Below are 26,336 nucleotides of genomic sequence, written 5' to 3'. Positions count from 1 at the left end.
GCCATTTTAAAGCATGGCAACATCAGCCGGATATCGTCGCAAGCCAGAATGTACATTTTTCTTCTTCGAAAGGACACATTCACTCCTTGGAGAGGTGTTTGATAAAAATGGATGGAGATAACCCGGTGTGCGTTTTGAATACCGCTGTAAACTGACTGTGAGAAGAAAATCCTGACATAGCGGCAAGTGCGCTGATCTTATACTGTCTCCACTGTGGATGTGCTTTCAGCATTTCAATTACAAAGTCTATGCGAAGCGCGTTGATATAGGAATTAAAGTCGGTATTCTTATGCTTCTTAATGAGGTAAGACAGATACTTGGTATTTGTCTCCATCCAGGAAGCCAGTGAAGGAAGAGAAAAACTATTCTCTAAGAAGATCTCGGATTTTTCAAATTCATTTAGTTTTATTAGCAAATAGTGTTCTGTTTCAGCAGGCATCAATTTTCGTTGGATGTCACTTGGATCTGTTTATTTATCGTCTTTCACAGGCAAAATCGAGGTATCTTCCGCTAATTGAAGTGCCATCATTGAACCAAGGGTATTTTGCTCCTCTCCCTGCTGGCTTTTCCTGTTGTTCTGTTGCTCGAGAATCTGTTTAACCCTGGCCAGTTCTGTCTTTTGCTTTCTCCTATACATTATAAAAAAAGCAATACAGGCTAACAACAAAACGACGCTTATCAGAATAGCAATATTCTTTTGACCGTTTATCATGGCCATTCTCACCCCTTCCTGTTCCACCTCAGAATACATCCCATCGAGTAATCCGGCCCGTTTATCTAATAGTATCCCCGTAACTGAATCTTTTTTTTCGCGGGCAGTGACCAGTCCATTCTGATCCTTCACCCTTGCATAATATTGCTTAGAAAGATCGTACACGGATTCTTGTATCTGCAAATATTGAGATTCATCGGCAATTTTCTGTGCTTTATCCAGGTAACCTTTGACCTCTCGTAAATCCCCCTTTTCCAATAATGTTTCTGCAATTCCTTTGTAAACAAGACAGGTTACATATCCGACCGGCACAGCGGAGCTCAAGGCGATTGCCTTGCGGTAATGTATAAGCGCTGAATCGTAACTGGCCAAAAGGCGGTAATTATCCCCTAAGAGCCGCTCATTATTCAATAGGTTAAGTCCCCTGTTCTTTTTTAATTTATTGATACTCTGTGCTGCCTGCTGCAAATATCCGATTGCCTGCTTATGGTTTCCCTGGTCCATATTTGCAAATGAAAGTTCTTGCAACATCAACCCCCGGGTACTGTTTGCCTGCTCTGGATCTTTGATATAAGGAATAATTTTCAGCGCTTTTTCAGAGTAACTTTTAGACTTTTCATAGAGCTCTATCATGCGGTACAGCCCTGCTAAATAACTATTTGCTTTTGCCTGCCAGGTGTAATCACCTGTTTCGGTGGCAAGCTGCTCTGCTTTTAAAACATACTCAATCGATTTGTTCAGATCTTCTTTTTGCTGGTAAAGTCTGGCAATGAGAATCAGGCTTCTAATCTGCAGCAAAGGCTTGTTCGAAGCACTGTATAATGAATCCGCGCTGACCAGTGCAGCGTCTAAATTTTTTTGTGCCGTTTCTGTGGAAATTCTATCATAAGTCTTTTCAAAAACAGCGACATCCTGCCCTTTAGACAAAAAGTTAATTGTTAAAAGTAAAAGTGCCACTCTAACGTGTACAAAGCCTTTCATTTACATTCAGTTAAAATAATAATTCTGTTCTGGACAGCTGAGTGTCCATACCTCGAGGCCTCATATGATTCCACACGACAAGTTCGGTTCCCTTAGGTATTGATGCCTTTGGACGCAAAGTATATAAATAAAAACGGCCCTCAAAATAGTGAGGGCCGTCATGTTAGAACACAATCCGTCTATTCAATAGACACCATTCCCTTTGTTTAATTAGGGCCTTGCTTTCTTGCATTCAACTGCTACTGTGAAAGACCGGATTACATGGGTAACTATTTATTGTTTCACGAATTTCACACTTTTAGCAAAACCAGTCCCTCGTACCGTCATGATATATAATCCGGGCGATAAGCTTGCTGTATCTAGCTCGTAATCCTTTGCATAATTCTTACCCGATGGAAGGGATATAACAGAGCGCCCTGACCCATCAATAATTTCTATACTGAATGCTTCGTTGTTTATAGTCGGCAGAGCCTGCAATCTTAATGTTCCGACTGTCGGGTTCGGGTATACGGCCAGAATATCCTTCGGATTCTCCAATTTTATTGATCGGATTCTCGAGTACTCAAATTTACCGTCATAATCAATTTGCTTTAAACGGAAATAATAGGTGCCCGTCGACAGATCAGAAATGGTGTATTGATACCTGCGCTCACTTTTTGAATTACCTGAACCGTCCACAACTCCTACTTGTATAAACTTTCTCGAATCCAGGCTCATCTCTATTTCAAATCCCTTATTGTTGGTTTCCGACGATGTTTCCCAGGTAAGCATCGCCATGTTCTCAGCAACTATTTTTGCGTTAAACGATATTAATGTTACTGGCATCGGTGAGCCAATGGTGAAATCAGCGTTGGAGATATCAAAGAAAATGTTTGGCGTATTACCCAGGGTAGTGCTGGCACTGGGTGCGATTTTGATCCTTGCCTTGTTCGTATTGATCAGCGGTAAAGTGACCACAGCTGTTCCATTGTTGGATATAGCCGTCGCCAGCGTTGTTGGAAAGCTCAACCCGCCATCGGTTGAAAGGAAAATGTCGACCAATGTGCAATTAACCGGTGCGCCAGCCGTGCCGTTGACACTCCAGTTGACATTCATCGTCCCTCCGAGCGGGTAGCTGCCAATTGGCCCAAGCAAACTGCCCGGTATATCATTTGTGATCAAAAACGGCCCCGAACTGCCATTGACATTGACCGTTACTGCCGCGGAACTCACACCACTGTCATTATCCCGAACGGTAAGTTTGTGCGTTGTGATCACACCGACCGAAGGTAATTTATCACCGACGGCATAGTTTGATCCGTCCAGAATCGAAGTCAACCTCGGGTAATACCGGGTCCCCGGCTGGCTACTGGCGGTAGTGGATACTGGCGCGTAAGTCCTGAAAAATGGAGGTCGTGAACGATCAGATAGCGTAGCGTCTGTAAGTGCGGCTTTGTCCGTTTCGTCGCTGATATTTGTCCCTTCCCACGAGTAGCTCAGTACATCTGATGCGTCGGCATCTGTTGCTGCCCCATTAAGTACGAAAGGAGTGGATTTCGGGATTGTCCAGCTGGATTGCATGGCGTTGATGACCGGAACCGTATTACCCGTCGCTGTGGATGTGTAGCAGGAAATTGTTTCAATGAAAGCATTGGCCTGGTCATAGCTGACAGCATGAAAATTCAGAATTGGCGTATAACCGGCTTCATAATCATCATTACCAACCAGCCCAGTTCCTGCGTCATCGTTATTACAGGTATACCCGTAACTCATAATGGTTGTACCTGATCCGGGTTCCACGGAGGTATCGTAAGCCCGGGTGGTGCAGACAGGCACATTACTGTTATAACTATGGCTCATATCGAACTGATGCCCGATCTCATGCTGGATCAGTTGCTGGTCAAACACATCGGCATAAGATCCGTCACCAACTCCCGAAGTCCCCCGACCTTTCGACGAGGGGTCGCAAACAGACCCGCGGGCAGCAACACCACCACCTGAGCTTCCCTCATATCCCAGCACGTGGCCGATGTCATAACCGTTGGTGCCAAATTTAAGGTCAAGATTGGCCCGATTCTCGTCGAGCATTAAGATCTGATCGGAGTTGGTGTATGGGTCAGTAAGTGGATCGGTGTAAACGAGCGTTTGGTCGCTAACCAGTACAAACGATACACTTAACTCTTTTCTGTATACGGCGTTCATGTTGTTGACATAGTTGGTCAGTGCGTTATAGGCCAATGCTGCTGTTCCTCCTTTGTTCGCCGTAAACTCGGCATCCGCTGCCATCGCCAACCGGAAGGTTCTTAACGTTGTGCCCGTTTCTGCTACCGCCGTGCCCCTTTTGTTCTTTCCGTCTGTTTTTGATGGGGCAGCGTGACTTTCGCCATCAATTGTCCCACAGCGGTTACCGGATGTTTTCGCAGAATCGCTTTTCGGACTGATCGCATCGCGCGAAAAGTAGCTTCTGTATGTATTATCGCCATGATCAGTGTTGGTCTTTTCGAAGTACACCGCATCATTTTCAACGCCAAGGATAATTGCGTTAAACCCAGTAGAGGTGAGATTAATGCGGACCGAGTACTCCTTGTGCGTAGTTCCTTTGCCAGCATAGGTCTTTATTTCGGGATGTTTGGCAGCAACTTCCGGCGCAAGAATGGGTGATTCAAAAAGGGCAAAAATCTCCGATGTACCGTTGGGCAGTGGGATTTCAAGCACAAGGCCCTGAGCTGACTTACTTTTAAATTCCAACGGGGCACTTAGAAGATAACTTCTCAGTTCGCTTGTTTTTAAATGATAATGTGAAAGCCGTGCGATTTTTTTGACATCGGTTCGGACAGTCCGCGCATTGGCATTGGCGGGTGAGAAAAAGCCCGTTTGGGCATCCGCATTCTGGACAGCCAGTAGTGACAGGATGGCGATAAGGTTGTGGTACAGCTTCATTTTCATGTAGTAGTTTTTAAATTAGGCAAAAACGATTAAAGTGAACTATTTCAATAGAATCTATTGTGCTTTAATAAAAGCAGGTGCATTGGGTTTAGTAAGGGTCAGCAGGAAGCCGTGAGAATTCGAAACCAGTGTTAATGTCTTCTCTACCCGACCGTTGAATGTCTCTTCCTTCTGATTGTATCATCTCTGCGTCACCAGAGCTTTTTTCCTTTTGGCAAGGTTACGTGCTGGCTCTAAGTTAAGCACTTCTCCCAGCATGATCACATTCTGCGTATTGGTTTTCCGGAGTATATTCTTTTTTATTGTACTGATCGTGGAAGCTTTCCGGTTGGTCTCTCTGGCGATCTTACTAACGGAACACCCTTCCAGGAGCCTCCCGGCTACATCCAATTCATTCTCTGTCAACGCGATCGTCTCTCTGTCGGTTGCGAGCGCGAGACCTAACAACTGCTCCAGGCCATCGGGGCAGATATATTTACTCCCGGACAGAACTTTGTTTATACTGGTTTCAAATTCTTCCAAAGGATCCATCGAGGTTACATAGCCGTCAAATCCACTGTTCGCGTAGTTACGCAGATTTCTGAACGGATTTCTGCCGGAAACATTTTCCAAAACAAGTATACGTGATTTAGAATATCGCTTAGAGACGGACCGCAGACGTAAGAGATTTTCAGAGACGGAATCCAGCTGGGAAAGACATAGAATGACCATATCCACCGCCAATGGTTGTCCGGACCGATCGTGCACAAGCTCAATCACGTCAGTAACTTGTGCATTTTCTATTTTTTCACTGATGATTTTGGCGAGACCCCTCCGCTCTAAGGCGGCCTTGCCGATAATGACAATATGCATAACGTTAAGAATTAAATTTGGTTCGGGGTTAAGGAACCGTTTAAAAGGGCCTATATTTCAGTCAGAACTATCCGCATTCGGACCGGAGCAGAATTTCATCTTCATCGCTCCGGTCTGTATACGTTGGTATTAGTATTTTAACGGGTTACCAATATCTGGCTCACCTTCATTGTTTTGTCCTTATAAATCAACCTGACCAGGTATTTTCCAGCTGGAAGTGCATTGATGTTGATTTCATTGCCAACTACCTCGCCAGCATTAAGAGCAAGTTTGCCGTTGGAATAATAGATAAGTACACTTTTTATCCCCGAAGCATAATCGCTAGCAATGAATAGTTTGTCCGATGTAGGATTTGGGAATACATACGACACAGCTTTTTGTCCCTCTTTTACATGAATGTTTCTAATCGAGCTGTATGCAAATTTACCGTCAAGGTCAACCATTTTTAGACGGTAGTAATTAATGTCTGCACTGGGAGATACGTCTGTCAGGTTGTAGTTTGTTAAGCCGTTTTTATTGCCAGACGCAGGTACAACACCGATCTGATTCCAGGAACGAGCATCAGCGCTGCGCTCTACTTCAAAGTCCCGGGAATTGCTTTCTTGTGAAGTACTCCAGGTAAGTTGAACGCTGCTGTTTTCGAACAGAACTTTGAAATGAATGAGTGTAACAGGAAGGGCCATACCATCAACGATACCCAAATCAGCAGATAGGTTCGTCTGTCCCGCTGTGAGGGTGTAAACGTGTGTTGTGCTTGCGCCATTCAATAGTGGCTCACCATCGCTGTTTTTTGCATCATCCGAACCTGATTTAGATAGAGACAACACAAATCCAGAAGGAAGGTTGCTGAACTTTATTTTATAAGGTCCCGGAGTAAGGTCATTAAACAGATAATTGCCGTCCTGATCGGTAATTATTACTGTCTGTTGCATACCTGACGTAATCGGATCACGATCTATTGAATTGCCATTTCCATCCAGCAACTCTACAGTCACGCCCGCAACACCCGCTTCGCCATCATCCTGAATACCATTGTTAAGGTTCGTTCCCGGACCATTATCCTTCCATACTCTGTCACCGATACTGGCCAGTTCACATGAGTTTCCGGGCTGAATGCTCGGAACGGCAAAAGCATCCGAAGGATTTCCCGAATTCTGATCGAGGCCATGTGCTACGGCAGCACCAGTCGGGCCAACACCCATTCTCGTGTTTACATCATAAAATTCCAGTGTTGCATTATTTATGCCACCGTCGCCACTCGTTGAGCTTATCCCGTTCTTGACAACAATCGTTCCGCCCAGTCCGCTCACAAGCTTATTGATCGTAAAATCACCATTGTCATTCTCAAAGTAGCCACTGATATTTGTCGGGCAATTAATAATTACGGGACCATTAATACTGGTACAGGATCCGTCTGCAAACACTGCCGAAAACGCCCCCTTGTCGCCGATCATAAAACTGCATGGCTGTGAGTCAGCACCTGGAATCCCAGTTGTTTCACAAGTGGTACTCACCTTGCCTGCATTTAGCCAGCCAAGTGAGTGCAGATCGAAATTCCTTTTTATGTTAAGCACACCCGTCGCACTATTGGTAGGATTGGAAGCTTCGGCCACCTCTAGGTTATTAAAATTCATCGTACCCTCATTCGTAAAGTCTGAGCGTGCTCCAAATTTAAAACCGGTTCCGGTAAGATGATTTAGAATGCCTCCTGCCTTATTATTAATTTCGAGCGTACTATTCCCGTTGGCGACAAAAGTAACTCCAAAGTTGTTTGTAAAATTCAGAGTACCCGAGTTGTTAATAACAAGATTGCCATTGGAACCTGCTGTATTTGTATTCACCGTTGCTCCTACCTCAATATTATACGTCACTAGGCTGTTATAATTAAGATCCGATGGCATTGTCCAGGTTACACCCGATGCTACATTTATCACATCGCCTGCACCCAGGTTATTAAAAGTGGTATTGATAACACTCGCGGTGATACATATGATATCCGCAGCACCAGTGGTATTGACAGTGACATTATCGGTCGACACAGTGATCGTACAAGTCTGAGCAGCACTTTTGAATGAGATGGATATCGCAGCAAGTAATCCGGTCAATAGAAGAAATGTAAACGTTTTTTGATTCATAAAATAAAATGGAAACTGTAATAATTGAATGTTTTTCAGATTGATATTTGTTTTAAATAGTGTGGTCAGTGTTCTTTTGTCATTGATGGTACATTGAAACTTCTTCAAGAATTGAGAGCCAGTAGCACTGGCTATGGCATTTGCTTACGTAAGGTTACCGGAAAGCTTAAAAGATTATTAGCCTTGTTTTTTTCAGCCACCTTGTTCAATGGATCCAGCTCCACCTCGACCAGATAGTCACCGTTTCTGGTTCCTTTTGGTATAGTCAAAAACTGTCCCTCGTACATCATGCCGTATGTATCATACGCCCCCACGGATATCCCTTGTTTGTTGGACTGACAGGAACTGTATCCCCCAAGACCATAATTTGCCAGACTGCCCGCTCCATAGTTGATGTTCTCAAACCGGCAAACGTTATCGTTTTCATTGCAGATGCCCGAGTCAAACAAGCAATAGCTTATTTTCGAAGATTGGGAAACAACCGGCCCGCGTTTTACTTTACCTTTTCTTCTTTTTTTAAGCTTTACCAGACGAAATTCCACCCAGTCATCAACATGGTAATGGTTATGTCCGGGTTTATCGTCATAGTAGTTTGAGTTTGTTGCCACATCAGTGAAAGTCAGTTTCTTGTTCTCAGACAGTGAGTAAATGCGCTGATACAGGATTTGCCTAGCCTTTTTGCCATCCGGACAAATGGTAGTACTGTCCACTATAGTGTCTGCGCACCGCCATTCGTGTAACCCAAAAACCTCCATGGGGCCGTCTCCTAAATTTGCAATCGATATGGCCAGCTTCAGATGACCAGGATAATTGGGGTCATCCTGTGGATACTCCTTGATTTGGCTTTCTGTAAAAAAAGGTAGGGTTACTAGGTCTGGTAACAAAGCACTGCCCGTTTCTGCCAGCCTGCAAAGCGCAGGTGTTTCAAAAGAACAACCACCTAGGCCCGAGTTAGGATTGGGACTGGCTGAAAATTCAAGATTAAAATAATTGAGAACACCTTTTTCCCCGGCAGCCAGGTCCTGAACAAGCAGATACCATTTACCATTAGGATTCTGGCCATTGTTCAGAAAAGATATGCGACCATCCGGAATAAATTCCCCTGCAAAGGGTGCTTTACCGGTATGAACATAGCCGTTGAACCCATTGCTCCTAAAGCAAGTATTCATATAATTCTGTCCGGATTCTGATCCATTTCTGTTTGTAAGCCAGATCGAAGTACCATCAGGACTCAGCAGTTCGATCTTTAAATCAGAGGTTCTTAAATGATCAATATTCAGGCAGACCTTTGCCAGACCAAAAGAGGAATCTATTTTTAACGGGAGGCCACTTACTGTAATAGGGATTGAGTCAATTCTGAAGACCCCTTCAAAGTCCCTTATTTTGGCTCCTGGCGTATTGAAGTACTGCGCATGAGTTAAATTTTGATTTGATAAAAAGAATACGAAAAAAAAAGAAAGTCTATTAAATACTAGTAGATGCATAAATCTATACTTCATAATTCACTTTTATATCTACCCGCTGAAAGCAGCGTAGAACCAATGGCTTTTGCCGATATGCCTCCGAATATGGAGCGTTTAGTTTGTTAAGTTAAATCCAAGAATTAAAAGCAACTGTTCTTCAGTCGGGAAAATATGCTCAGCGTACCTATACCGTCGGACTGGATGATTTTGGCCTAACAAAATACCTTCTAAAAGGCGAAGTCCGCTTCGCATTAGTGGTTGTCTTTCAATACTACCTCCACCAGCAGCGAAATTTTGTGTTGATACGTTACCCTCAATGCATGCAACATAGACAGTCACTCAACAGCTTTTTATAGAAAATATGGATATCTCTGCTACCTATCTGGAAACAGAGAGCGAAGCAAAAGTGTGTATAGTGTGAGGTGTATTTTAATAACCGCTGTAGGTAAGCGCAATGTCATTATCCTAATGATCGGAATAAGATCTATGCAAACCATAATGATCTACTACCGGCCGCTGATTGGCACAAAGGTAACGGGCTTTTGCTATGGGATTTTAAGTGTATTGTGTTGCAATTCCGGAATTATGATACAACATTTGCCATTTGTACAATTACTTCTGTGTAATAAATTTTACTTTATACAACAATAACTTGGCGTATTAATTAGAAGAAGTACAGGTTTGCAAGGATTAGATGAAATCGGTAAGATCCTATCGGGTTTTCAATAAGAGGTAACCGACCTATAAAAAAGGTCAAATGTAATACTCCCTACCCTAATATCTGGACAGCTACTTAGTTGCTCCTTTCGATGGAGAATTCGGACAGCTTGACCATCTGATTCCGTGGCAGATTGACCATTAATGGATGCTTATCCGTCTGAAGTAGCATCGCTATCAACCAATTATTTAAGCTGGTCAATTCTGACCGGAACGATGTGACCGTAATTTCCAAACTGTGGTGGTCACGGGCTCCAAATTCTCCAGTTTTTGGATTGGATTATATGTTAACACGAGTTTAATCAAACGGAGGTGCTACATACGTTGGAATTCAGTTAGTTGGTGATACGATACATGCAACGTTGGGCACCAGACACAATATGACTCACCCGTTCTACATGATGATCCTGACCAATGAGAGCCTTAAAGTTTTTAAGCTCCGCACGGCAGAAACCCTGGCACTCCGTAGCAGCAGCGCAAATCGGACAGTGGTTTTCAATCAGGAAATACTCTTCGCCTTCTTTCTTCCATTCTGCCATATAACCCTCACGGCTGCGTATGTCGACAAGGACGTCCAGTCTCTCTTCAAGCGAATCCGTTTTTTTCAGTAATGCTTCATAGCGCTCATATGTTTGTTTTTCCCGGTCCCCGATCAACAGTTCCAGGGCATTTTCACCTAACAGTTTTCTTACTGATTTTAATAGATCCACTGTGACCTCTGCATGGGTATCGGGAAATCCGGATAACCCTTTTTCTGTTAAGCAATAATACGTGGAAGGGCGTCCTACCCCTTCGCTTTTTATGGTCGTTTGTACCAAGCCGTCAGCAGCGAGGGTCAGCAGGTGTTTGCGCGCTCCTTCCTTGGTAATAGCCAGTTCTGTCGCAATGAGCAGCGAAGTAGCCTCACCTTTCATTTTCAGTAGCATGAGTATTCTGTCGGCTGGATTCTTCTTCATTTAACAAAAAAATGGTTGTTATATATAATTGAGAAATTGGTTAAACTGGAATGTTTATCCTTTACTTATAACAAAGCTACTCAATAAAATGGATATCTGGAATAATTAAACAACTATTTGGTTGTTTAATTATTAATCCTTTACCTTTGCCAAAGTAAAAACCATTATTAAAAACGCAGAAATTATGAGCAGTTTTGAATTACCGGCACTTCCATATGCCTATGAAGCCCTGGAACCACATTTTGATAGGGAAACAATGACGATCCACCATTCGCGCCATCATCAGGCCTATGTTGATAACCTTAACAAGGCCATTGCCGGCACAGAAGCAGAGGATAAATCCCTGGAAGAAATTTTACGGAGTATCAGCAAGTACAGCCCCGCAGTAAGAAACAATGGTGGCGGGCATTATAACCACTCCTTATTTTGGAAAATTCTTTTCCCAGCCAATCAGCCAACAGCGCCGAAAGGAGAACTGGCGGAAAAAATCAATACTATTTTCGGAAGTCTTGACGAGTTGAAGGCGCAGATCAAACAAGCAGGTCTGGGACAGTTCGGCTCTGGCTGGGCTTGGCTATTTGTCAAGTATAACGGAAGCCTAGGCATTTCGGCCACAGCCAATCAGGATAACCCCTTGATGGATTCCAATATTACCAACCAAGGTTATCCGATTTTAGGTGTCGATGTTTGGGAGCATGCCTATTATCTGAAATATCAAAACAAACGTGCTGATTATCTGGATTCATTCTGGTCGGTCTTAGACTGGTCAGCCGTGGAGAAAAACTACGAAGAAGCAATTTCAAAAATAAAATAAGCAAGCAACGGCGGCATCGGAATAAGTTGAAAATCCGAACTGCTATTTAAGGTATGGATAATTTTATCAATAAAGTAGAGGCGTCGGGCATCGTAGCGCTGGATCTGATAGACTTCAAGCCCTCAATGGAAATAGCGGAATTCGACATCAAAGATCATCTTTTTATGGGTGTCATCGTGAAAGAAAAGCACTTCCGGGAGTCTGTGTCCGGGATCGATTTCACTAGCTTCAACGGAAAGGCAGTGGCGGTTTTTTGCTCGGTGGATGCGATTGTACCGCCTTGGGTATATATGCTACTGGCCGAAAAACTTCATTCCAATGCCGCGTGTTTTGATTTTAAGTACCCGTCATCGTTAGAACTGGATCTGTGGAAAGCCAATCTGATGAATGCGGACCTATCCGTATACAAAGGTAAGAAGACAGTAATACGAGCGCGGCCGGATATGCCGGCTGCGCTCTACATGATCGCCACCAACCGCCTGAAACCATTGGTAAAAGCGCTGATGTACGGTGAGGTGGGCATGCCTAAGGTTATTTTTAAAAATTAATTTCAATGAAAGCAATAATATTTAACGGCGCTCTGGAAAGAAGGCCGCATTCTACCTCGGGGTTGCTTTCGGCATATATTTCCGAACAGCTAAGCGGTTGTGGTGTCGAAAACCAGGTTTTCAACCTTGCCGAATCCGGTATCCCCCTGTATGACATTACCAACACCAGGATTCCGATGGGTGTGGAGGTCATGAAAAACCTGTTCCTGGAAGCTGACGTACATTTCTGGCTGGCGCCGTTGTACCACGGCAGCATTCCAGGCGTGATGAAAAACTGTCTGGACTGGTTGGAAATTACTGCTAAAAATGCCCGTCCGTACCTGACCGACAAAACAGTGGGGCTTGTGTGCTGGGCAGATGGGCTGCATGCCTTGCAAGGCATCAACACCATGGACGCAATAGCAAAAGCACTTAGGGCATGGCCTCTTCCATTTAATGTACCAATAGCGAGGAGCGCTTTATATGATCAGGCCGGAGATTTGTCCCAGGTTTACAAAAACAAATTGGACCTGCTGGTCCATCTTGCTGCGACCAGGACCATTAAAGTAAGTTCAAATATTAATGACCAGGTATGATAGAGACTGATATATTGATAATAGGTGCTGGACCGACAGGACTGTTCACCGTGTTTGAGGCGGGTTTGCTGCGGATGCGTTGCCATATCATTGATGCATTGCCTCAGATTGGTGGACAGCTATCAGAGCTCTATCCTAAAAAGCCCATTTTTGACATACCTGGCTTTCCGAGCATTCAGGCAGCTGAGCTGATAGAGAACCTTTACGAACAGATCAGGCAGTTTCAGCCTGGCTTTACGCTTAATGAACAGGCAGTCGAATTGAATAAACTGGAAGAAAATCTGTTTGAGGTCATTACTGATAAAGGAACCGTACACCGTGCCAAAGCTGTAGTGATTGCAGGTGGTCTGGGGAGTTTTGAGCCTAAAAAGCCTCCTTTGGAAAATATTGCTGCCTACGAGGATAAAGGCGTGAATTACTTTGTAAAGCGCCCCGAGGATTACAGGGGGAAGCGCGTGGTGATAGCAGGAGGTGGCGATTCCGCCCTCGACTGGACAATCCATCTGGCAGAAATTGCCTCATCACTTACCCTGATCCACAGAAGGAGTGAATTTCGAGGTGCACTGGATTCCGTAGAGAAAGTAACAGCTCTAAAACACGAAGGGAAAATTAACCTGGTTACCCCTGCTGAGGTTATTGGACTGCAAGGGAATGATGAAGGTTACCTAACAGCCTTGACCATCACAAAAGAAGAAGTAGCAGAAATACTTGAAACAGACTATTTCATCCCCTTGTTCGGTTTGGTGCCTAAGCTGGGTGCCATTGCTAATTGGGGATTGGAAATTGAAAAGAATGCAATACGAGTAAACAATGCCAGCGATTACAGTACCAATATTCCGGGAATATATGCTGTTGGTGACATTAACACCTATCCCTATAAGATGAAGTTGATTTTATGCGGTTTTCACGAAACTTCAATCGTTTGCCAAAGCATATACCAGCGCTTGAACCCCAATAGAAAATTTATCTTGAAATATACTACCGTTAGCGGTGTGGATGGTTTTGATGGCTCGCGCAAGGAAGCAGAAAAACAAGTTGTTGCGAGTATAGAATAGCATTAAGTAATATGGAACAAGAAATAGTTATCAAAGTAAAAGACCCACAGGGAAATCTGCACACCCTGGATTGCCCTGTCGATATGGGGCTTTCCCTGAAAGATATCTGCAAAGCATATGAATTGCCCATGGAGGCAGTGTGCGGAGGAATGTGCATGTGCGCAACCTGCCATTGTTATTTGCTCAGCCATACAGAAGCATTAAACGAGAAATCGTCTGAGGAAAAAGCATTGCTGTCGGAATTATTTAATGCCAAAGCCAATAGCAGGCTTGCGTGTCAGGTTCCGCTGACTGCTGAACTGAATGGTCTGTGCATTGAAATTGTACCTGATTAACAAGTGGATATTCAGGAGCAAAGGGAGCCCACCTATTCCGGATAACTTGAGTCAGTTTAAAATAGCGAGGACCTTGACACCGACGGTCCGCCGCGCGCCATAATTGAGCCACTTGAATCGCTCTTCAAAGTTATTCCGGGAATTGAGCCAGTGAATTTTTGGTATTGAAGTAATCATTACTACCATCTTTTGTGAAAAACAAAAGTAACGGATGGAATTCGGATAATGTGACCACCAGGTTCCGAGGTAGATTGATCATCGATACTGTATGAGTTAAATGACTTTCTCACTTTTTTAAACTGGTCAATGCCGACCTAAATGATGTGTCCTTAATTTCCGAATTGCAGTGGTCAATAGCTCCTAATTCTCCAGCCACTGCGATCTGGTAGTTGTTTTATGGATAAAATATGGAAGGAGTTTTCAAACAGCATAAAAGTCGGGTGACCAAAATTTAATTTTTACGTCAAATAATCCTACACTACAAGTAGTGGAGGGTTTACGTGGAAAAATGACCTGGATCTTCCGGGTCTTTTTTTTAGAACACTTAAAGACTCGAAGTATAAACCCAAACATGAGTTCATTAACTTTATTGAAATTGCCAGCCATTTTAAAAAAATGGATAAATCTGACTGAAACGTGAGTATATGGTTAGGCTCGCTGAATTGTTTAACTATTTCGCATTAAAATCCTATACTATCTATATTTTTTATAATTTAATTTTACATTCATTCACATTCTAAAAAATCAATAAAATGATGAAGCAAGCCCTACTCGGCGAATTTTTGCACGAAGCTGAGAACACCAGAAAACTATTGCGGGCAATCCCTGATTCAGCATTGGACTACCGCCCGCAGCCGCATCTTTGGTCAGTTGCACAACTGGCATCGCATGTCGCTGAAGTGTATAACTGGTATGATGGCACTTACAATAAGGACTATTTTGATATGGGTTCTTATGTTTACGACAAAGGCGATATCAGCAGAGCATCTAACATCGTCGAAAAATTTGAAGCCAACGTAAAAGCCGCCCAACATATACTTGAAAATTCCGATGAAGAGGCTTACATGAACCCGTGGTCTATGGGGGCAAACGGCCATACTTTTTTTGGACCAATGCCAAAAGCACAAGTTATAAGAGGGTTCCTGAACAACCATCTTTATCATCACCGAGGAGAATTGATCGCGCATCTGAGAGCTTCGGGAAACAAAGTTCCGGGGCTATATGGTCCGACTTTTGAAGAATCACAGCCACAATCTTAGAGTAAAAGCATCCAAACAGATAAGCATTCAGATTCTATAAATCTGTGTTCGGTGGAGAATTCACAGATATAGGGAAATTAGCCACCTATTTTTGGATGCTTTTTATCTCATTGAACGAAATAAGAAAAAGTGAAAGTGGCCAGGCTGGTTGATTATAAATTAGGCAACCTCAAACAAAGACTATGTCCTTGATAAATCAATTTGCAAAGGCAGAGATGCTGATCCGAAAACCAGTTAGCGAAGTTTTTGAGGCTTTCATTAATCCGGAAATCACAACCAAATTCTGGTTTACACAAAGTACGGGCCGTCTTCAAGTAGCCCAGCCCGTGGAATGGACCTGGGAGATGTATAATATGACAATCCCGATTACTGTAAAGGCGATTGAACCCTTCAAAAGGATATTGATCGAATGGGGAAATCCTAGCGACCTGACTTCGGTAGAATGGAGGTTTTCGGAACTGAGCACAGATGCTACACTTGTGTCCATAGTAAATACAATTATTGGTGATGATATAGAAAAAGCAATGGCTATGGTGAGAGATTCCACCGAAGGTTTTACATTGGTGCTTGCAGGATTGAAGGCATTGCTGGAATACAATATTACCCTGAATCTTGTTGGAGACAGATTCCCAAAGGGTTTAAATCCGTAATAGTAAAAAATACTGACATACAAAATGATACAAAACACAGTATAAAAGCCTCTGGTGTTTATGTATTCTTGAATCTATCTCTTTCGGCAGTAACATTGTAAAGTCTTGGCACAACATTCAGCTCAGCCAATGTCGTGTATTTCTAAGGTTTCAAAACGGTACATCGTAAATGACCCTTTTGGTCTGGGTTTTTCCGTACCCTACCCTGGCGGTATTTACTGCTTTTACTTCTGAAACTGGTTGCTGGGATAGTTCAGCTTTGCCCCCTATAATAACTTGTGATTAATTTTACATGGATCACAGTATTTGAAGCTCCCAAAATCTGTTTCCCTTACCGTTGTCGTCTCGTCAACTTGTATGTACAAGTTGGCCAGTGCCTCTCGTCTGAGTGCATTACAGGCATCGTAGGCATTATTGGTCAGGGTTGAAGGAGGTATCTTCACCGCCGACGGATCGGATAATGGTAAATGATCTACAAACTTAGTGGTTAGCCAGTCTCGAGAATATTTTCATTGAAGCTTCCGTGTAATTGGGCATAACAGATTTTCATTGTCGGGTATCATCTATTCAGCCGTTTGACCCAATGCGACAACTCTTAAATCGGTCGTCTTAGTTCTCTTCCCTACTTTTCTAGCGCCTGTGAAATGTTTAATGACTCAATAGTTTTAAGAATTACACTTGTAATTCCTAAATAATTTAGACAAGCATATTGGGGCTTTTATACAAATTTAATGTACTGAATTTCAATAAATTAATCCAAATCATACTACCTTTTTAATGCTACTTTTTCACTCGATGGGTGGGTTCTTATTCCCTTTAACAATAAAAAATAGATAGATCTATCTATTTTTTGCACCTTTGATTAAAAACATATGGAAAAAAAAATCAGTGTGCAGCAGAGAATTTTAGATACGGCGTCCCGCTTGTTCTATTGTCAGGGTTTCAATAATACAGGGATTAATCAAGTCATTGCTGAAGCAGATATTGCCATTGGCTCATTATATAAACATTACAAGTCTAAAAACGAGTTGTTGTATCATTATCTGGAAATGCAGGAGATTGAATTCTTTTACAATCTGAATGAATATTTAAAAGGCGAAGGAAATCCGAAGGAAAAACTTTTGAAATTAATAAACTACCGTATCCAGCTTGGAGAATTCGGATGACTTGACCACTAGATTCCGTGGCAGATTGACCACCAACCCATTCTTCTATTTCATGAGTTACGCAACTATCAGTCAGTCATTTATACTGATCAATTTAATCCGAAATGACATGATCTTATTTCCCGAGTTAAGGTGGTCAACGGCTCCGTATTCTCCAATCCTGTCTACTGCGGTAAAATATTTATTACGCCGTACAAAGACGAAACAGGATATCTAGCAAATGGGCAACATGAGCCGTTAATATCCGAAGGACAATTTGACCAGGTGCAAGCTACACTGGACGGCAGAAGAAGAAATATTGAAAGTAGGCCAAAGGTTGTTGCCCCGGATAATCTTCCGCTAAGAGGCTTTCTAATGTGCCCTAGGTGCAACAGTCGGATGCTTACAGGAAGTGCCTCTAAGGGAAAGACTGCCTATCATTACTATTATCACTGTACGTCAAAATGCGGCCTGCGCTTTAAGGCTGGCTTGGCCAATGATATTTTTGTGGATGTCCTCAAGACTTTCATTCCCAAGCTGGCTGCACTGGAAATATACACGAGTGCTATTATTTCTGACTTCAAGGAAACGACCAAAGGGCAGGACAGGGAACGGCGTCAGATTATTTCTGAACGGGAAAACATTAGCAAACGAATGCAAAATGCCAGAATCATGAGGGTTGATGGTCAACTTGATGATAAAGATTTCAAAAGATTGAAGCAAGAATCAAACAAAAGAGAAGCAGAGTTGGAAAAGCAGCTGGGTAATCTTTCCGGCAAATACAGTGAAATGGGCAATCTATTGGAGACAGGACTTAAAAAGCTTTCAGGCTTAGCTAAGTTATATGAGAACGGTTCAGTTTCAGAAAAGAGGGAGATAGTGAGTTCGATATTTCCAGAAAATCTCGTTTTTGACGGAATGCGGTATCGAACTCTCAGAATTAATGAAGTCGTTCGTCTGATCTACCAGAAAACCAGCGATTTATCTTCAAAAAAAATGGGACAAATATTTTGGAAATAGATTTGTCCCATGAGGTGATCCCGCTGGGATTCGAACCCAGGACCCATACATTAAAAGTGTATTGCTCTACCAGCTGAGCTACGGAATCAGTAATTTTTTATTAGCAAATTCATCAAGCAATTTCTGTTTTAATGAATCTCACAATTTGTTGGATTAGCCGTTGCGTTTCCCGTAATTGCGATGCAAAAGTAGAATTCTTAAAAGTATAATGCAAATCCTGTTAAAGAAATACCTGTTTATTTTTCTTCTGAGCGCTGTTTTTAATAAGCCAAATACAGCCTTTTCTGCCAACTTAAAAGAGCTAAAAACAGCTGATTCTCTGTTTGCTATGGCGAAGTATACGGAGGCAGAAATACTGTATAAAAAAAATTTTACAGAAGGTAAAAAAAATAATCAAAACTTGCTTTTGAAGCTGGCTTTTTTGTCTGAAAAGCGAAATAACTATACGTCCTGCCTCTATTATTTAAGCAAACTGGCTTTAACAGATCCGTCGCGGCGACTTTTTGAGAAAATGGATAATTTGGCTGCTGAGCAAAATTTAACTGGTTATGAATTTGACGATTACAACTATTTTGTAATTTTTTACCGTCGATATGGTGACTACATTCCAATATTGCTCCTAACTTTGGGGCTCTACATCGTTTTCATCATGGTGATAAAAACGAAGAGGAAGGAATCAATTTTACCGATTCACAAGATTTCGACGCTGGTATATCTCTTGATAATACTTGCTGTGATTAACATTCCGTCGTTATACAATACGGCTGTAATTGCACATGACAATACATTTTTGAGAGAGGACCCTTCGTCGGCATCGGGCGTGGTGGAAGTGGTAAAAAAGGGGCACAAGTTGATACTGTTAGGGTCTGTAGACCATTGGAACAGGGTTATGTGGAACAACAAGATTGTATATATACGCAAGAATGATTTGCTTGCCATCTGATTGTGTCAGTCTGGTATCATTTTTGTAGGCTAGCAAGTTTATGTTTATTTTTAAGGGTTAACTGTTTTAAAATTTAAGATGTATGAAAAAGCCAATGAAACGTTTTTTACTATTTATGACCGGTATTGCCATGTTAGGTTCCATATCTTCCTGTAAAGAAGAAGGTCCTCACAAAGAAGACATCGTAAAATTCTCTGCGGCGATTAACGTTCAGCCTGCGGTTGGTACGGGAGCTTTTGAATACAACAAGAACACGAAGGAATTAACCTACAACATATCGTATAGCGGGGTTACTCCAAGTGCTGTCAACATCAACATAGCTGATCCGGGTTGGGAAAGAGGTTCTAGCCTGTTTGTACTACCGGGGTTTACAGCTTCACAGGTATCTGGCAAAACGCGTGTGCTTTCTAACACGGAGGTTAATAACCTGTTATCTGGTATGCTTTATGTAAACATTACAACTGCTGCAGATCCGCTAAAAGAATACAGAGGGCAAATATTACCAGTTGAGTAAACAGGTATTCAACAACATAAAAAATGGACTGGCGGAATTACCCGTCAGTCCATTTTTTATGGTTTAATGAAGCTACTTCTTTTTCTTCTTCTTTCTATTTCCTTCAAATTCCTCCACTTCTTTCATCAGTGCATTGAGATCGTAAGTCGTATCTGCTGTAAAATCCAATGTTTCGGAATAATCATTTGGACTGATCTTAACCACTTCTATCGGCTTGCCCAGGTACACCTCTATTTCTTCAAGCAACGTTTTTTCCTCGGGGCTGCAAAATGATACAGCAAGGCCTTTTTGAGTTCCGCGACCGGTACGTCCTACCCGGTGTACGTAATTTTCGGGCTGTTCAGGAAGATCGTAGTTTATCACATAATCTACATTAGCGATATCAATTCCCCTCGAACTTATATCCGTTGCAATAAGAACTTTGGTATCGCCTTTTCTGAATTGCGTTAAAGCTTCCAAACGGTCCGTTTGGTCTTTGTCGCCATGCAGTGTCATGCTTTTTATTTCCATGCGTTCCAGTGCGCTGAAAACACGCTCCGCTCTCACTTTTGTACGTACAAACACAAGGATCTTGCTTTCAGGATTTTCCTTGACCACTCTTTCAAGAAAAAAACGTTTGTCATCCATTCCCACAAATGCAACCGAGTGCGTGATATTTCTCGCCACCGGATTATTTGGTGAGACCTGTATCCGGATCGCATTTCGAACGAGGGAATATGCCAGCTTCTTAATCTTCTCGTTGATTGTCGCTGAAAAAAACAAGGTCTGCCGGTTTTTAGGGAGAAATTTAATCAGATCCTGAATATCCTTTATAAAACCCAGATCCAGCATGTGATCCGCTTCGTCGAGCACAAGAATTTCTATTCGATTGAGTTTAATATGTCCCTGGCTCACGAGATCGAACATACGTCCAGGTGTGGAAATAAGGACATCTATACCTTTTTCAAGCTGAGCAATCTGAGGGCCCTGCTCCACACCACCAAATACGCTGAAAGCCTTTACTTTGGTATGTTGTCCAATTTTATCAAAAACCTCGGTGATTTGTATAGCTAGTTCTCTGGTCGGAACCATCACGATACATTTAATTCCTTCGGTACGTGATGATGCTTTTTGGCTGTGAAGCAGATCAATTACGGGAATTGCGAACGCTGCTGTTTTTCCGGTTCCGGTCTGGGCTATTGCAAGCACATCCTCACCCTTCATGATGGCAGGAATAGCCTTAAACTGAATGTCGGTGGGACGCTTAAAACCTGCCGTTTCAAGACTTCTTTTTATTTCAGGGGCAATACGGTAATCCTCAAATTTCATAGCAATGTATTTCTGGCAACTTTAATAATGTTCTGATTTGAGATAATCAGCCTGCAAAGATACATTCGTTATCTGGCATTCAGCGAGATTTGCTCAAAACGGAGTTCCATCCGGAATTATTCGGGGGAATGAATAAAAAACGCTGCGAGTAAATTAACCGGTTAAACCCATTAATTTACTCGCAGCGTACGTGAAAGGCGGACGAACAATTTACCTATTCTCCTTCTTTCGTTTTGCGTTTTCTTCGTCTTCCTCCGGTGAGGTAAGTTTCGCGTTTTTAGCAGGATCGTTGGGCATGCTTCCCATTTCTTCGCGGCCTGCCTTTGCGTTAGGCGCATTGGTGTCGTTGTCGTACACTTCATCTACACCTTTGACCGTCCTATCATTTTCATTCTTATTTTTCATAACATTCAAATTTTATAGGTTAATATTTTTCGTGTCAAAATCTGCGCCACGGAATTATGCGTGTTGATTACTATGGTTAGAGAACTTTCTGGACCAAAAAAACTGACGGGTATTTTAGTCTAAATCGCTGATCAGGTTGTTGTATCTGTCCACCTGGCTCTCAAAACTTCTGATACCGGTTTCATAAATGATTTTAAGCGCGTCCAGATCAACCACATCCTTCTCATAAATTTCACCACCTTTTAAGTCCCTGTCCAGTTCCGATAGTAAGTGGACCAGCTTATCTAGCGATTGCCTGTTCTGTTCCAATCGGTAAGTATTCCAGTCTACCATTTGCTGATAGGCTTTTTTCAGTTTTGCCTTTTCGTTCATAGCGTTTTCACAAGTGTCAGTATTTTTGTAAAGTGCGATTTCTAAAATCAGTTACGTTTCTCACCCCATACTGAAACGGACTTCTCTCTGACAATAAATTCAGCCTGTCCGTTTTCGTCAATAACGAGCTCCTCTGTCACATTACCCATATAATCCACGAAGGTTTTTCCAGCGTGCCGGGTGCCAAGTTGCATCGTTTTGGTCTGGTCATCTGCATTGGATATTAACACTGCCACGCCTGATCCTTCAAATTCGTCGTTGCCTTCCCTTGTCCAGCCAATACAGTTTGGATCATCAAAATAGTCATTCTGGTTTCCGTAGGCCAAATGTTTGCGGGCATACAAGAGCGCTTCCAGTTTGTCAATTTTTTCGAGCGTTATTTCATGCTCCTTACCGTCATTGCCAGTGTCCTTATATGTCGAACCGTACAAATCAGTATAAAAGATGCAGGGATAACCCGCTTCGCGCAGTAAAATCAATGCATACGCAATTGGCCTGAACCAGCTGTCTACCGTCTGTTCCAGAGATTGTAGAGGTTGCGTATCATGATTTTCGACAAGTGTGACTGCAAGTTCCGGAAGAACATTGACAAGTGTATTGTCAAAAATGTTGCAGAGGTTAAAGTCGCTGTGCTCTTTGGATGCCTTGAAAAAGTTGGCCTGCAACGGAGCATCAAAAATTGACATTCTTCTTCCCGTTGCCTCAATGTAATTCAGTATTGATTCAAGGTCGTAGGGCGACCAATACTCCCCTACTGTATAGAATTCCTGACCGTATTTGCCTCGCAGGTGATCAAGCCATTCATTGAAAAATTCCGGATCCATGTGTTTGATCGCATCCAGTCGGAAACCATTAAAACCAGCCGTTTCGTAAAACCATTCTCCCCAGCGTTTCAACTCTTCCCGCACATGAGGGTTCCTGAATTCTATATCAGAGAGCATGAGGTAGTCATAATTCCCATTTTCAAGATCCAGAACATCCTGCCAACCTTCGCCGTACTGGTTCTGAATGCTGTATATCGCGGTTTCCTTCGTTGTAGCGTTGTAATCCACCCCCGAGAAACACTGATAGTCCCACTGGAAATCGGAGTACCGGCCCGCCCTGCCCGGAAAGGTAAATTTGGTATAGGCTTCTATTTCAAACGGTTCACTCATGAACTCGTTTCTGTTATCAGGAATTACTTGTTTCACTGTAACAGTTTCTTTCTCATCCGCGCCACCCATGTGATTAAGAACGATGTCCACATATACTTTCAAACCAGCCTCTTTACCAGCGGAAATGCAATTGATAAACTCTTCCCTGGTTCCGTATTTCGTACGGACAGAGCCCTTCTGATCAAATTCTCCCAAATCGTAAATATCGTAGGCATCATAACCTGTCGACTGGTCACCCTCCATTCCTTTGTGAGCGGGAGGAAGCCAAACAGAGTCTATTCCTAGTTTTTTGAGTCTTGTTGCCTCATTAGCGAAGTGTTTCCATAAGCTTCCATCTGCGGGATAGTACCATTCGAAAAACTGAAGCATTGTATAATTTTCCATGTGTTGGTGTTGAGTTGTATTTTAACTCTGCTTTAAATTATGAGAGCTCGTTTTCAAGCAATTTTTTTATGTCCCGCGTAAGCGTATCAATGGATCCCGACTTTTCGAGAAAATTGTCAATACCCATTGCCTCAAGTTTCGCCTGCCACAAAACAGGTATTGAGGTTGAATAAATAACAATGACGGGATGATCGAATTCTCTTAATTTTTGGAGTTGAACCAGGCATTCGTCGCCGCGCATCCTGGGCAGATTCAGATCAATGAGAACGAAACCAGGCGCTTTTGCACCTTTGTTACCAAAATGATCCAACGCTTTTTCGCAATCGGAGAAGGAAAGTAATTGTAATGGCAAATCAATCTCTCTAATGGCGATTTCAAAAATTTCATGATCTTCACTGTCATCATTAATCATCACCAGCAGATTTTTATCTTTCATCATTTTCGGAGCATTTCCTTTGTGTTATGTTAAAATTCACATTGCTTCCAGCAAGCAATTATAATCATGCCAGTCGAAGCCACTCCTTTTCTTCGCCGGATTGGCTTTACAAGCGAGACTTTAATTCAGATGTACGTACCAGAATTGGGGCTAAGTGATTTCAACCAAGGAACTGTCGCAGGGATTGCTTTTTATAAGTCAAGAACCTATGTAGCATTTCATTGCGTATTCCAGGTCTTGATGAAGGGATTTAGAATATTTAATTACTGGAATACCAAAAGTGGTCTGACTCAAACGCGAACGGGTGGTAGATTTGGAATTGGATATCATTTTGTCTGAGACCAACATAGCCATTGCTGTTGTACAACAATAGCTTGCTTGTGCTATCTGACTTAAGAACAAAACGATTACGGACATCACAATCTTTCACGGTCGTACTATTCAGTGGACCAAAATTCTGGTTCACAATGTGTAAGGATTTCTACTGAAATCGTAAAGCCCCGATTAGAAAACTGCTGCCACCGCGTCTACCTCGATGAGATATCCATGATGCAATTCAGGAACCGGAATAATTGCACGGGCAGGTTTTTCCTCGCCAAGCATTTCCGAATATATTGAATTGAATTCCTGCCAATGGGACACTCCTACTATGTATACATTCACTTTTAAGAGATTTGATGCTTCACCACCAGCCGCCTTTAAGATTTCAAGAAGATTGCTGATTGCTTGTCTGGCCTGTATTCCGAACGGTTCTTCGAATGTGTGTCGTCCATCAGATTGCACAGGTAATTGACCTGAAATATATAGCTGATTTTGAAACAAGGTCGCTTGCACATAATGTCCGCCAGCGGGTGCAGCCCGTTCTGTTTCTATTGTTCTGATTGAATTATTCATGAAATATGCTTTTGTTTTACCTTAGAACTTATGGCCAATTTCAGCAAGAAACCCACTTTATTTTAAAAATGGTGAAAATTTAATTCAGGCAAGAGAACTATTGTCATATTGTCTCAGTTAATAGGAATATCGGGAAAAGTCGATATGTAAAGATGGTAGATCAACTTGAAATTTTTAAGGCACTTTCTAATAAATCCAGATTAGATATTCTAAACTGGCTTAAAGAACCTCAATCCAGCTTTCCTGGCCAGGAAGTTTATGGTTTTGAGCACGGTGTATGCGTTGGGCAGATACAGCAAAAGGCTGGTCTGACGCAATCGACTGTATCTGAATACTTATCTATACTTCAACGTGCCGGACTTGTAAAGTCAACCCGTGTAGGACAGTGGACTTATTACCAGCGTAATGAGGAAACGTTCCAGGTTCTGAGCCGGCTCATTCAGTCAGAAATTTAATTATCTCACAAATTATCTGACAGTATTTATTAACTAATTAATTAACAATCTGGTAGTTATTGAGCTTATTGGTAATAAGCTGATGGCCAACGGCTACTCAAAATTATTCGTTTATGCAAACAGACTCGCTTTTCAGGTCGTTCAGCCTGAAGTCATTGAATATGAAGAACCGGATCGTAATGGCCCCGATGACCCGTTCTTTTTCCCCTGAAGGTGTACCAACAGACGCAGTTGCCGACTACTATGCGAGCCGCGCACAAGGCGAGGTAGGTCTGATACTTTCAGAAGGAACCGTTATTGACCGTGTATCCTCTTCCAATGATCCTAACATACCACATTTTTACGGAGAACAAGCATTGGCCGGGTGGCAGCAAGTGATTGACAAAGTGCACACTGCTGGTGGAAAAATGGGTCCGCAGATCTGGCACATGGGCGTGATGGACAACCATCGTTCGGGCTGGCTTCCATCACAACCTTTTGAAGGTCCGTCGGGTATGGGTAAGCCGGGCGTAGTGAATGGACAACCGATGACCGAGAGTGACATTGCAGACACCATCGCAGCTTATGGCCGGGCAGCTGCCGACGCCAAAAGGCTGGGCTTCGATACCGTAGAATTACATGGCGCACATGGTTACCTTATCGACCAGTTTTTTTGGCATGAGACCAACAGACGTTCTGATATTTTTGGTGGAAAAACACTTGTCGAACGGAGCCGTTTTGCAATTGAAGTGATTAAGGAAGTGCGCAGGCAGGTAGGAGAAGATTTTGCGATGATCCTGCGTTTGTCTCAATTTAAGCCTTCGGCATATGACAATAAACTGGCAGCAACTCCGGAAGAAATGGAGGCATGGCTAAATCCATTGGCGGATGCCGGCGTTGATATTTTCCATTGCTCACAGCGTCGTTTCTGGGAGCCTGAATTTGAAGGTTCGGATCTGAACTTTGCAGGATGGGCGAAAAAATTGACAGGAAAGGCAACCATCACCGTTGGGTCTGTTGGTCTTACAGGTGAATTTCTGGCTGCCTTTGCCGGGGAAAGCTCACAACCAAGTTCGTTGGACGAACTGGTCAGAAGAATGGATCGCGGTGACTTTGATCTTGTTGCCGTAGGAAGACCACTACTTTCTGATCCTGCCTGGACCAAAAAGATCCGCGAGCAACGTACCGATGAATTGAAAGGTTTTAGCGTAGAAGCACTGGGACAGCTTGTGCTGGAATAACAGATGTATATTAAAAAATCACCCGACTCCGACGATTGAAGATTTACAATTCGTGAAATCGGGTGATTTTTGTCATTTCACCAGGGAAGATGTGTTAATATCAGTGTAA

Annotated in this window: 26 protein-coding genes, 1 tRNA gene and 1 pseudogene; 14 read left to right on the top strand and 14 right to left on the bottom strand. The window is 42.7% G+C overall.

Annotation, left to right across the window (positions count from 1 at the left end):
* Positions 1 to 79 precede the first annotated feature (79 nt).
* The 7 genes from LZG71_RS02055 to LZG71_RS02025 all read right to left on the bottom strand — a co-directional run bounded on the left by LZG71_RS02055 (position 80) and on the right by LZG71_RS02025 (position 10,741).
* The gene (locus LZG71_RS02055; protein ID WP_233816475.1) at positions 80 to 415 is read right to left on the bottom strand and encodes an AraC family transcriptional regulator; all 336 of its coding nucleotides are present in this window, start codon (positions 413 to 415) and stop codon (positions 80 to 82) included.
* Positions 416 to 469: 54 nt separating this feature from the next.
* The gene (locus LZG71_RS02050; RefSeq protein ID WP_233816473.1) at positions 470 to 1,693 is read right to left on the bottom strand and encodes a tetratricopeptide repeat protein; all 1,224 of its coding nucleotides are present in this window, start codon (positions 1,691 to 1,693) and stop codon (positions 470 to 472) included.
* A gap of 273 nt (positions 1,694 to 1,966) precedes the next feature.
* Positions 1,967 to 4,618, bottom strand: coding sequence for a reprolysin-like metallopeptidase (locus LZG71_RS02045; protein WP_233816471.1), 2,652 nt, complete (start codon positions 4,616 to 4,618; stop codon positions 1,967 to 1,969).
* A 180-nt stretch (positions 4,619 to 4,798) separates the two neighbouring features.
* On the bottom strand, positions 4,799 to 5,470 hold the full coding sequence (locus LZG71_RS02040) for a LuxR C-terminal-related transcriptional regulator (RefSeq protein ID WP_233816469.1): 672 nt from the start codon (positions 5,468 to 5,470) through the stop codon (positions 4,799 to 4,801).
* A 137-nt stretch (positions 5,471 to 5,607) separates the two neighbouring features.
* A complete protein-coding gene (locus LZG71_RS02035; protein WP_233816467.1) occupies positions 5,608 to 7,605 on the bottom strand; it encodes an SdrD B-like domain-containing protein in 1,998 nt (665 codons plus the stop codon).
* Positions 7,606 to 7,736: 131 nt separating this feature from the next.
* Positions 7,737 to 9,089, bottom strand: coding sequence for a proprotein convertase P-domain-containing protein (locus LZG71_RS02030; RefSeq protein ID WP_233816465.1), 1,353 nt, complete (start codon positions 9,087 to 9,089; stop codon positions 7,737 to 7,739).
* A gap of 1,031 nt (positions 9,090 to 10,120) precedes the next feature.
* Positions 10,121 to 10,741 (bottom strand): metalloregulator ArsR/SmtB family transcription factor, encoded by a 621-nt coding sequence (locus LZG71_RS02025; protein ID WP_233816463.1) that lies wholly within the window; start codon positions 10,739 to 10,741, stop codon positions 10,121 to 10,123.
* 184 nt (positions 10,742 to 10,925) lie between these two features.
* Here LZG71_RS02025 and LZG71_RS02020 point away from each other — a divergent pair, with 184 nt between their 5' ends.
* From LZG71_RS02020 to LZG71_RS01980, 10 genes and pseudogenes are all read left to right on the top strand, one after another.
* Positions 10,926 to 11,555, top strand: a complete 630-nt coding sequence (locus tag LZG71_RS02020; RefSeq protein ID WP_233816462.1) for a superoxide dismutase — start codon at positions 10,926 to 10,928, stop codon at positions 11,553 to 11,555.
* A 53-nt stretch (positions 11,556 to 11,608) separates the two neighbouring features.
* On the top strand, positions 11,609 to 12,103 hold the full coding sequence (locus LZG71_RS02015) for a DUF2480 family protein (RefSeq protein ID WP_233816459.1): 495 nt from the start codon (positions 11,609 to 11,611) through the stop codon (positions 12,101 to 12,103).
* Between the two features lie 5 nt (positions 12,104 to 12,108).
* Positions 12,109 to 12,678: an NADPH-dependent FMN reductase gene (locus LZG71_RS02010; RefSeq protein WP_233816458.1), complete on the top strand. Its 570-nt coding sequence runs from the start codon at positions 12,109 to 12,111 to the stop codon at positions 12,676 to 12,678.
* The gene (locus LZG71_RS02005; RefSeq protein ID WP_233816456.1) at positions 12,675 to 13,733 is read left to right on the top strand and encodes an NAD(P)/FAD-dependent oxidoreductase; all 1,059 of its coding nucleotides are present in this window, start codon (positions 12,675 to 12,677) and stop codon (positions 13,731 to 13,733) included. Before LZG71_RS02010 ends, LZG71_RS02005 begins: the two co-directional genes overlap by 4 nt.
* Positions 13,734 to 13,744: 11 nt before the next feature.
* Positions 13,745 to 14,068, top strand: coding sequence for a 2Fe-2S iron-sulfur cluster-binding protein (locus tag LZG71_RS02000; RefSeq protein WP_233816454.1), 324 nt, complete (start codon positions 13,745 to 13,747; stop codon positions 14,066 to 14,068).
* Positions 14,069 to 14,820: 752 nt separating this feature from the next.
* Positions 14,821 to 15,327 carry a DinB family protein gene (locus LZG71_RS01995; RefSeq protein ID WP_233816452.1) on the top strand — a complete coding sequence of 169 codons (507 nt, stop codon included), beginning with the start codon at positions 14,821 to 14,823 and terminating at the stop codon, positions 15,325 to 15,327.
* Positions 15,328 to 15,509: 182 nt separating this feature from the next.
* On the top strand, positions 15,510 to 15,977 hold the full coding sequence (locus tag LZG71_RS01990) for an SRPBCC family protein (protein WP_233816450.1): 468 nt from the start codon (positions 15,510 to 15,512) through the stop codon (positions 15,975 to 15,977).
* 872 nt (positions 15,978 to 16,849) lie between these two features.
* Entirely contained in the window at positions 16,850 to 17,143 is a 294-nt protein-coding gene (locus LZG71_RS01985) for a TetR/AcrR family transcriptional regulator (RefSeq protein WP_233816448.1), read from the top strand.
* Positions 17,144 to 17,275: 132 nt separating this feature from the next.
* A pseudogene (locus LZG71_RS30680) lies at positions 17,276 to 17,419 on the top strand (recombinase family protein); the annotation flags it as partial.
* A 102-nt stretch (positions 17,420 to 17,521) separates the two neighbouring features.
* The gene (locus LZG71_RS01980; protein WP_233816446.1) at positions 17,522 to 18,142 is read left to right on the top strand and encodes a hypothetical protein; all 621 of its coding nucleotides are present in this window, start codon (positions 17,522 to 17,524) and stop codon (positions 18,140 to 18,142) included.
* 15 nt (positions 18,143 to 18,157) lie between these two features.
* Here the strand turns inward: LZG71_RS01980 and LZG71_RS01975 are convergent.
* A tRNA-Lys gene (locus LZG71_RS01975) sits at positions 18,158 to 18,230 on the bottom strand.
* 120 nt (positions 18,231 to 18,350) lie between these two features.
* On the opposite strand from LZG71_RS01975, the gene LZG71_RS01970 reads away from it, so the two are divergent.
* Together LZG71_RS01970 and LZG71_RS01965 are read left to right on the top strand one after the other, a co-directional pair.
* Positions 18,351 to 19,085, top strand: coding sequence for an SH3 domain-containing protein (locus tag LZG71_RS01970; protein ID WP_233816444.1), 735 nt, complete (start codon positions 18,351 to 18,353; stop codon positions 19,083 to 19,085).
* Between the two features lie 82 nt (positions 19,086 to 19,167).
* The gene (locus LZG71_RS01965) at positions 19,168 to 19,599 is read left to right on the top strand and encodes a CHRD domain-containing protein (protein WP_233816442.1); all 432 of its coding nucleotides are present in this window, start codon (positions 19,168 to 19,170) and stop codon (positions 19,597 to 19,599) included.
* A 72-nt stretch (positions 19,600 to 19,671) separates the two neighbouring features.
* On the opposite strand, the gene LZG71_RS01960 is transcribed toward LZG71_RS01965, so the two are convergent.
* The 6 genes from LZG71_RS01960 to LZG71_RS01935 form a co-directional block, all read right to left on the bottom strand.
* The gene (locus LZG71_RS01960) at positions 19,672 to 20,907 is read right to left on the bottom strand and encodes a DEAD/DEAH box helicase (RefSeq protein WP_233816440.1); all 1,236 of its coding nucleotides are present in this window, start codon (positions 20,905 to 20,907) and stop codon (positions 19,672 to 19,674) included.
* A 210-nt stretch (positions 20,908 to 21,117) separates the two neighbouring features.
* The gene (locus LZG71_RS01955) at positions 21,118 to 21,312 is read right to left on the bottom strand and encodes a hypothetical protein (protein WP_233816438.1); all 195 of its coding nucleotides are present in this window, start codon (positions 21,310 to 21,312) and stop codon (positions 21,118 to 21,120) included.
* A 114-nt stretch (positions 21,313 to 21,426) separates the two neighbouring features.
* Entirely contained in the window at positions 21,427 to 21,684 is a 258-nt protein-coding gene (locus LZG71_RS01950; RefSeq protein WP_233816436.1) for a hypothetical protein, read from the bottom strand.
* Between the two features lie 47 nt (positions 21,685 to 21,731).
* On the bottom strand, positions 21,732 to 23,222 hold the full coding sequence (locus LZG71_RS01945; RefSeq protein WP_233816434.1) for an alpha-amylase: 1,491 nt from the start codon (positions 23,220 to 23,222) through the stop codon (positions 21,732 to 21,734).
* 37 nt (positions 23,223 to 23,259) lie between these two features.
* Complete coding sequence (locus LZG71_RS01940; protein WP_233816432.1) at positions 23,260 to 23,661, bottom strand: response regulator; 402 nt, start codon at positions 23,659 to 23,661, stop codon at positions 23,260 to 23,262.
* Between the two features lie 501 nt (positions 23,662 to 24,162).
* Entirely contained in the window at positions 24,163 to 24,552 is a 390-nt protein-coding gene (locus LZG71_RS01935) for a RidA family protein (protein ID WP_233816430.1), read from the bottom strand.
* A gap of 152 nt (positions 24,553 to 24,704) precedes the next feature.
* On the opposite strand from LZG71_RS01935, the gene LZG71_RS01930 reads away from it, so the two are divergent.
* Positions 24,705 to 25,007 carry a helix-turn-helix transcriptional regulator gene (locus LZG71_RS01930; RefSeq protein WP_233816428.1) on the top strand — a complete coding sequence of 101 codons (303 nt, stop codon included), beginning with the start codon at positions 24,705 to 24,707 and terminating at the stop codon, positions 25,005 to 25,007.
* Positions 25,008 to 25,120: 113 nt separating this feature from the next.
* Positions 25,121 to 26,227, top strand: coding sequence for an NADH:flavin oxidoreductase (locus LZG71_RS01925; protein ID WP_233816426.1), 1,107 nt, complete (start codon positions 25,121 to 25,123; stop codon positions 26,225 to 26,227).
* The last annotated feature ends 109 nt before the right edge of the window (positions 26,228 to 26,336 follow it).

The organism is Dyadobacter sp. CY312 (assembly GCF_021390535.1).
Classification (GTDB): Bacteria; Bacteroidota; Bacteroidia; order Cytophagales; family Spirosomataceae; genus Dyadobacter.
Note: the sequence above shows the minus strand (reverse complement) of the source record. Positions and strands in the feature narration are given on the sequence as shown.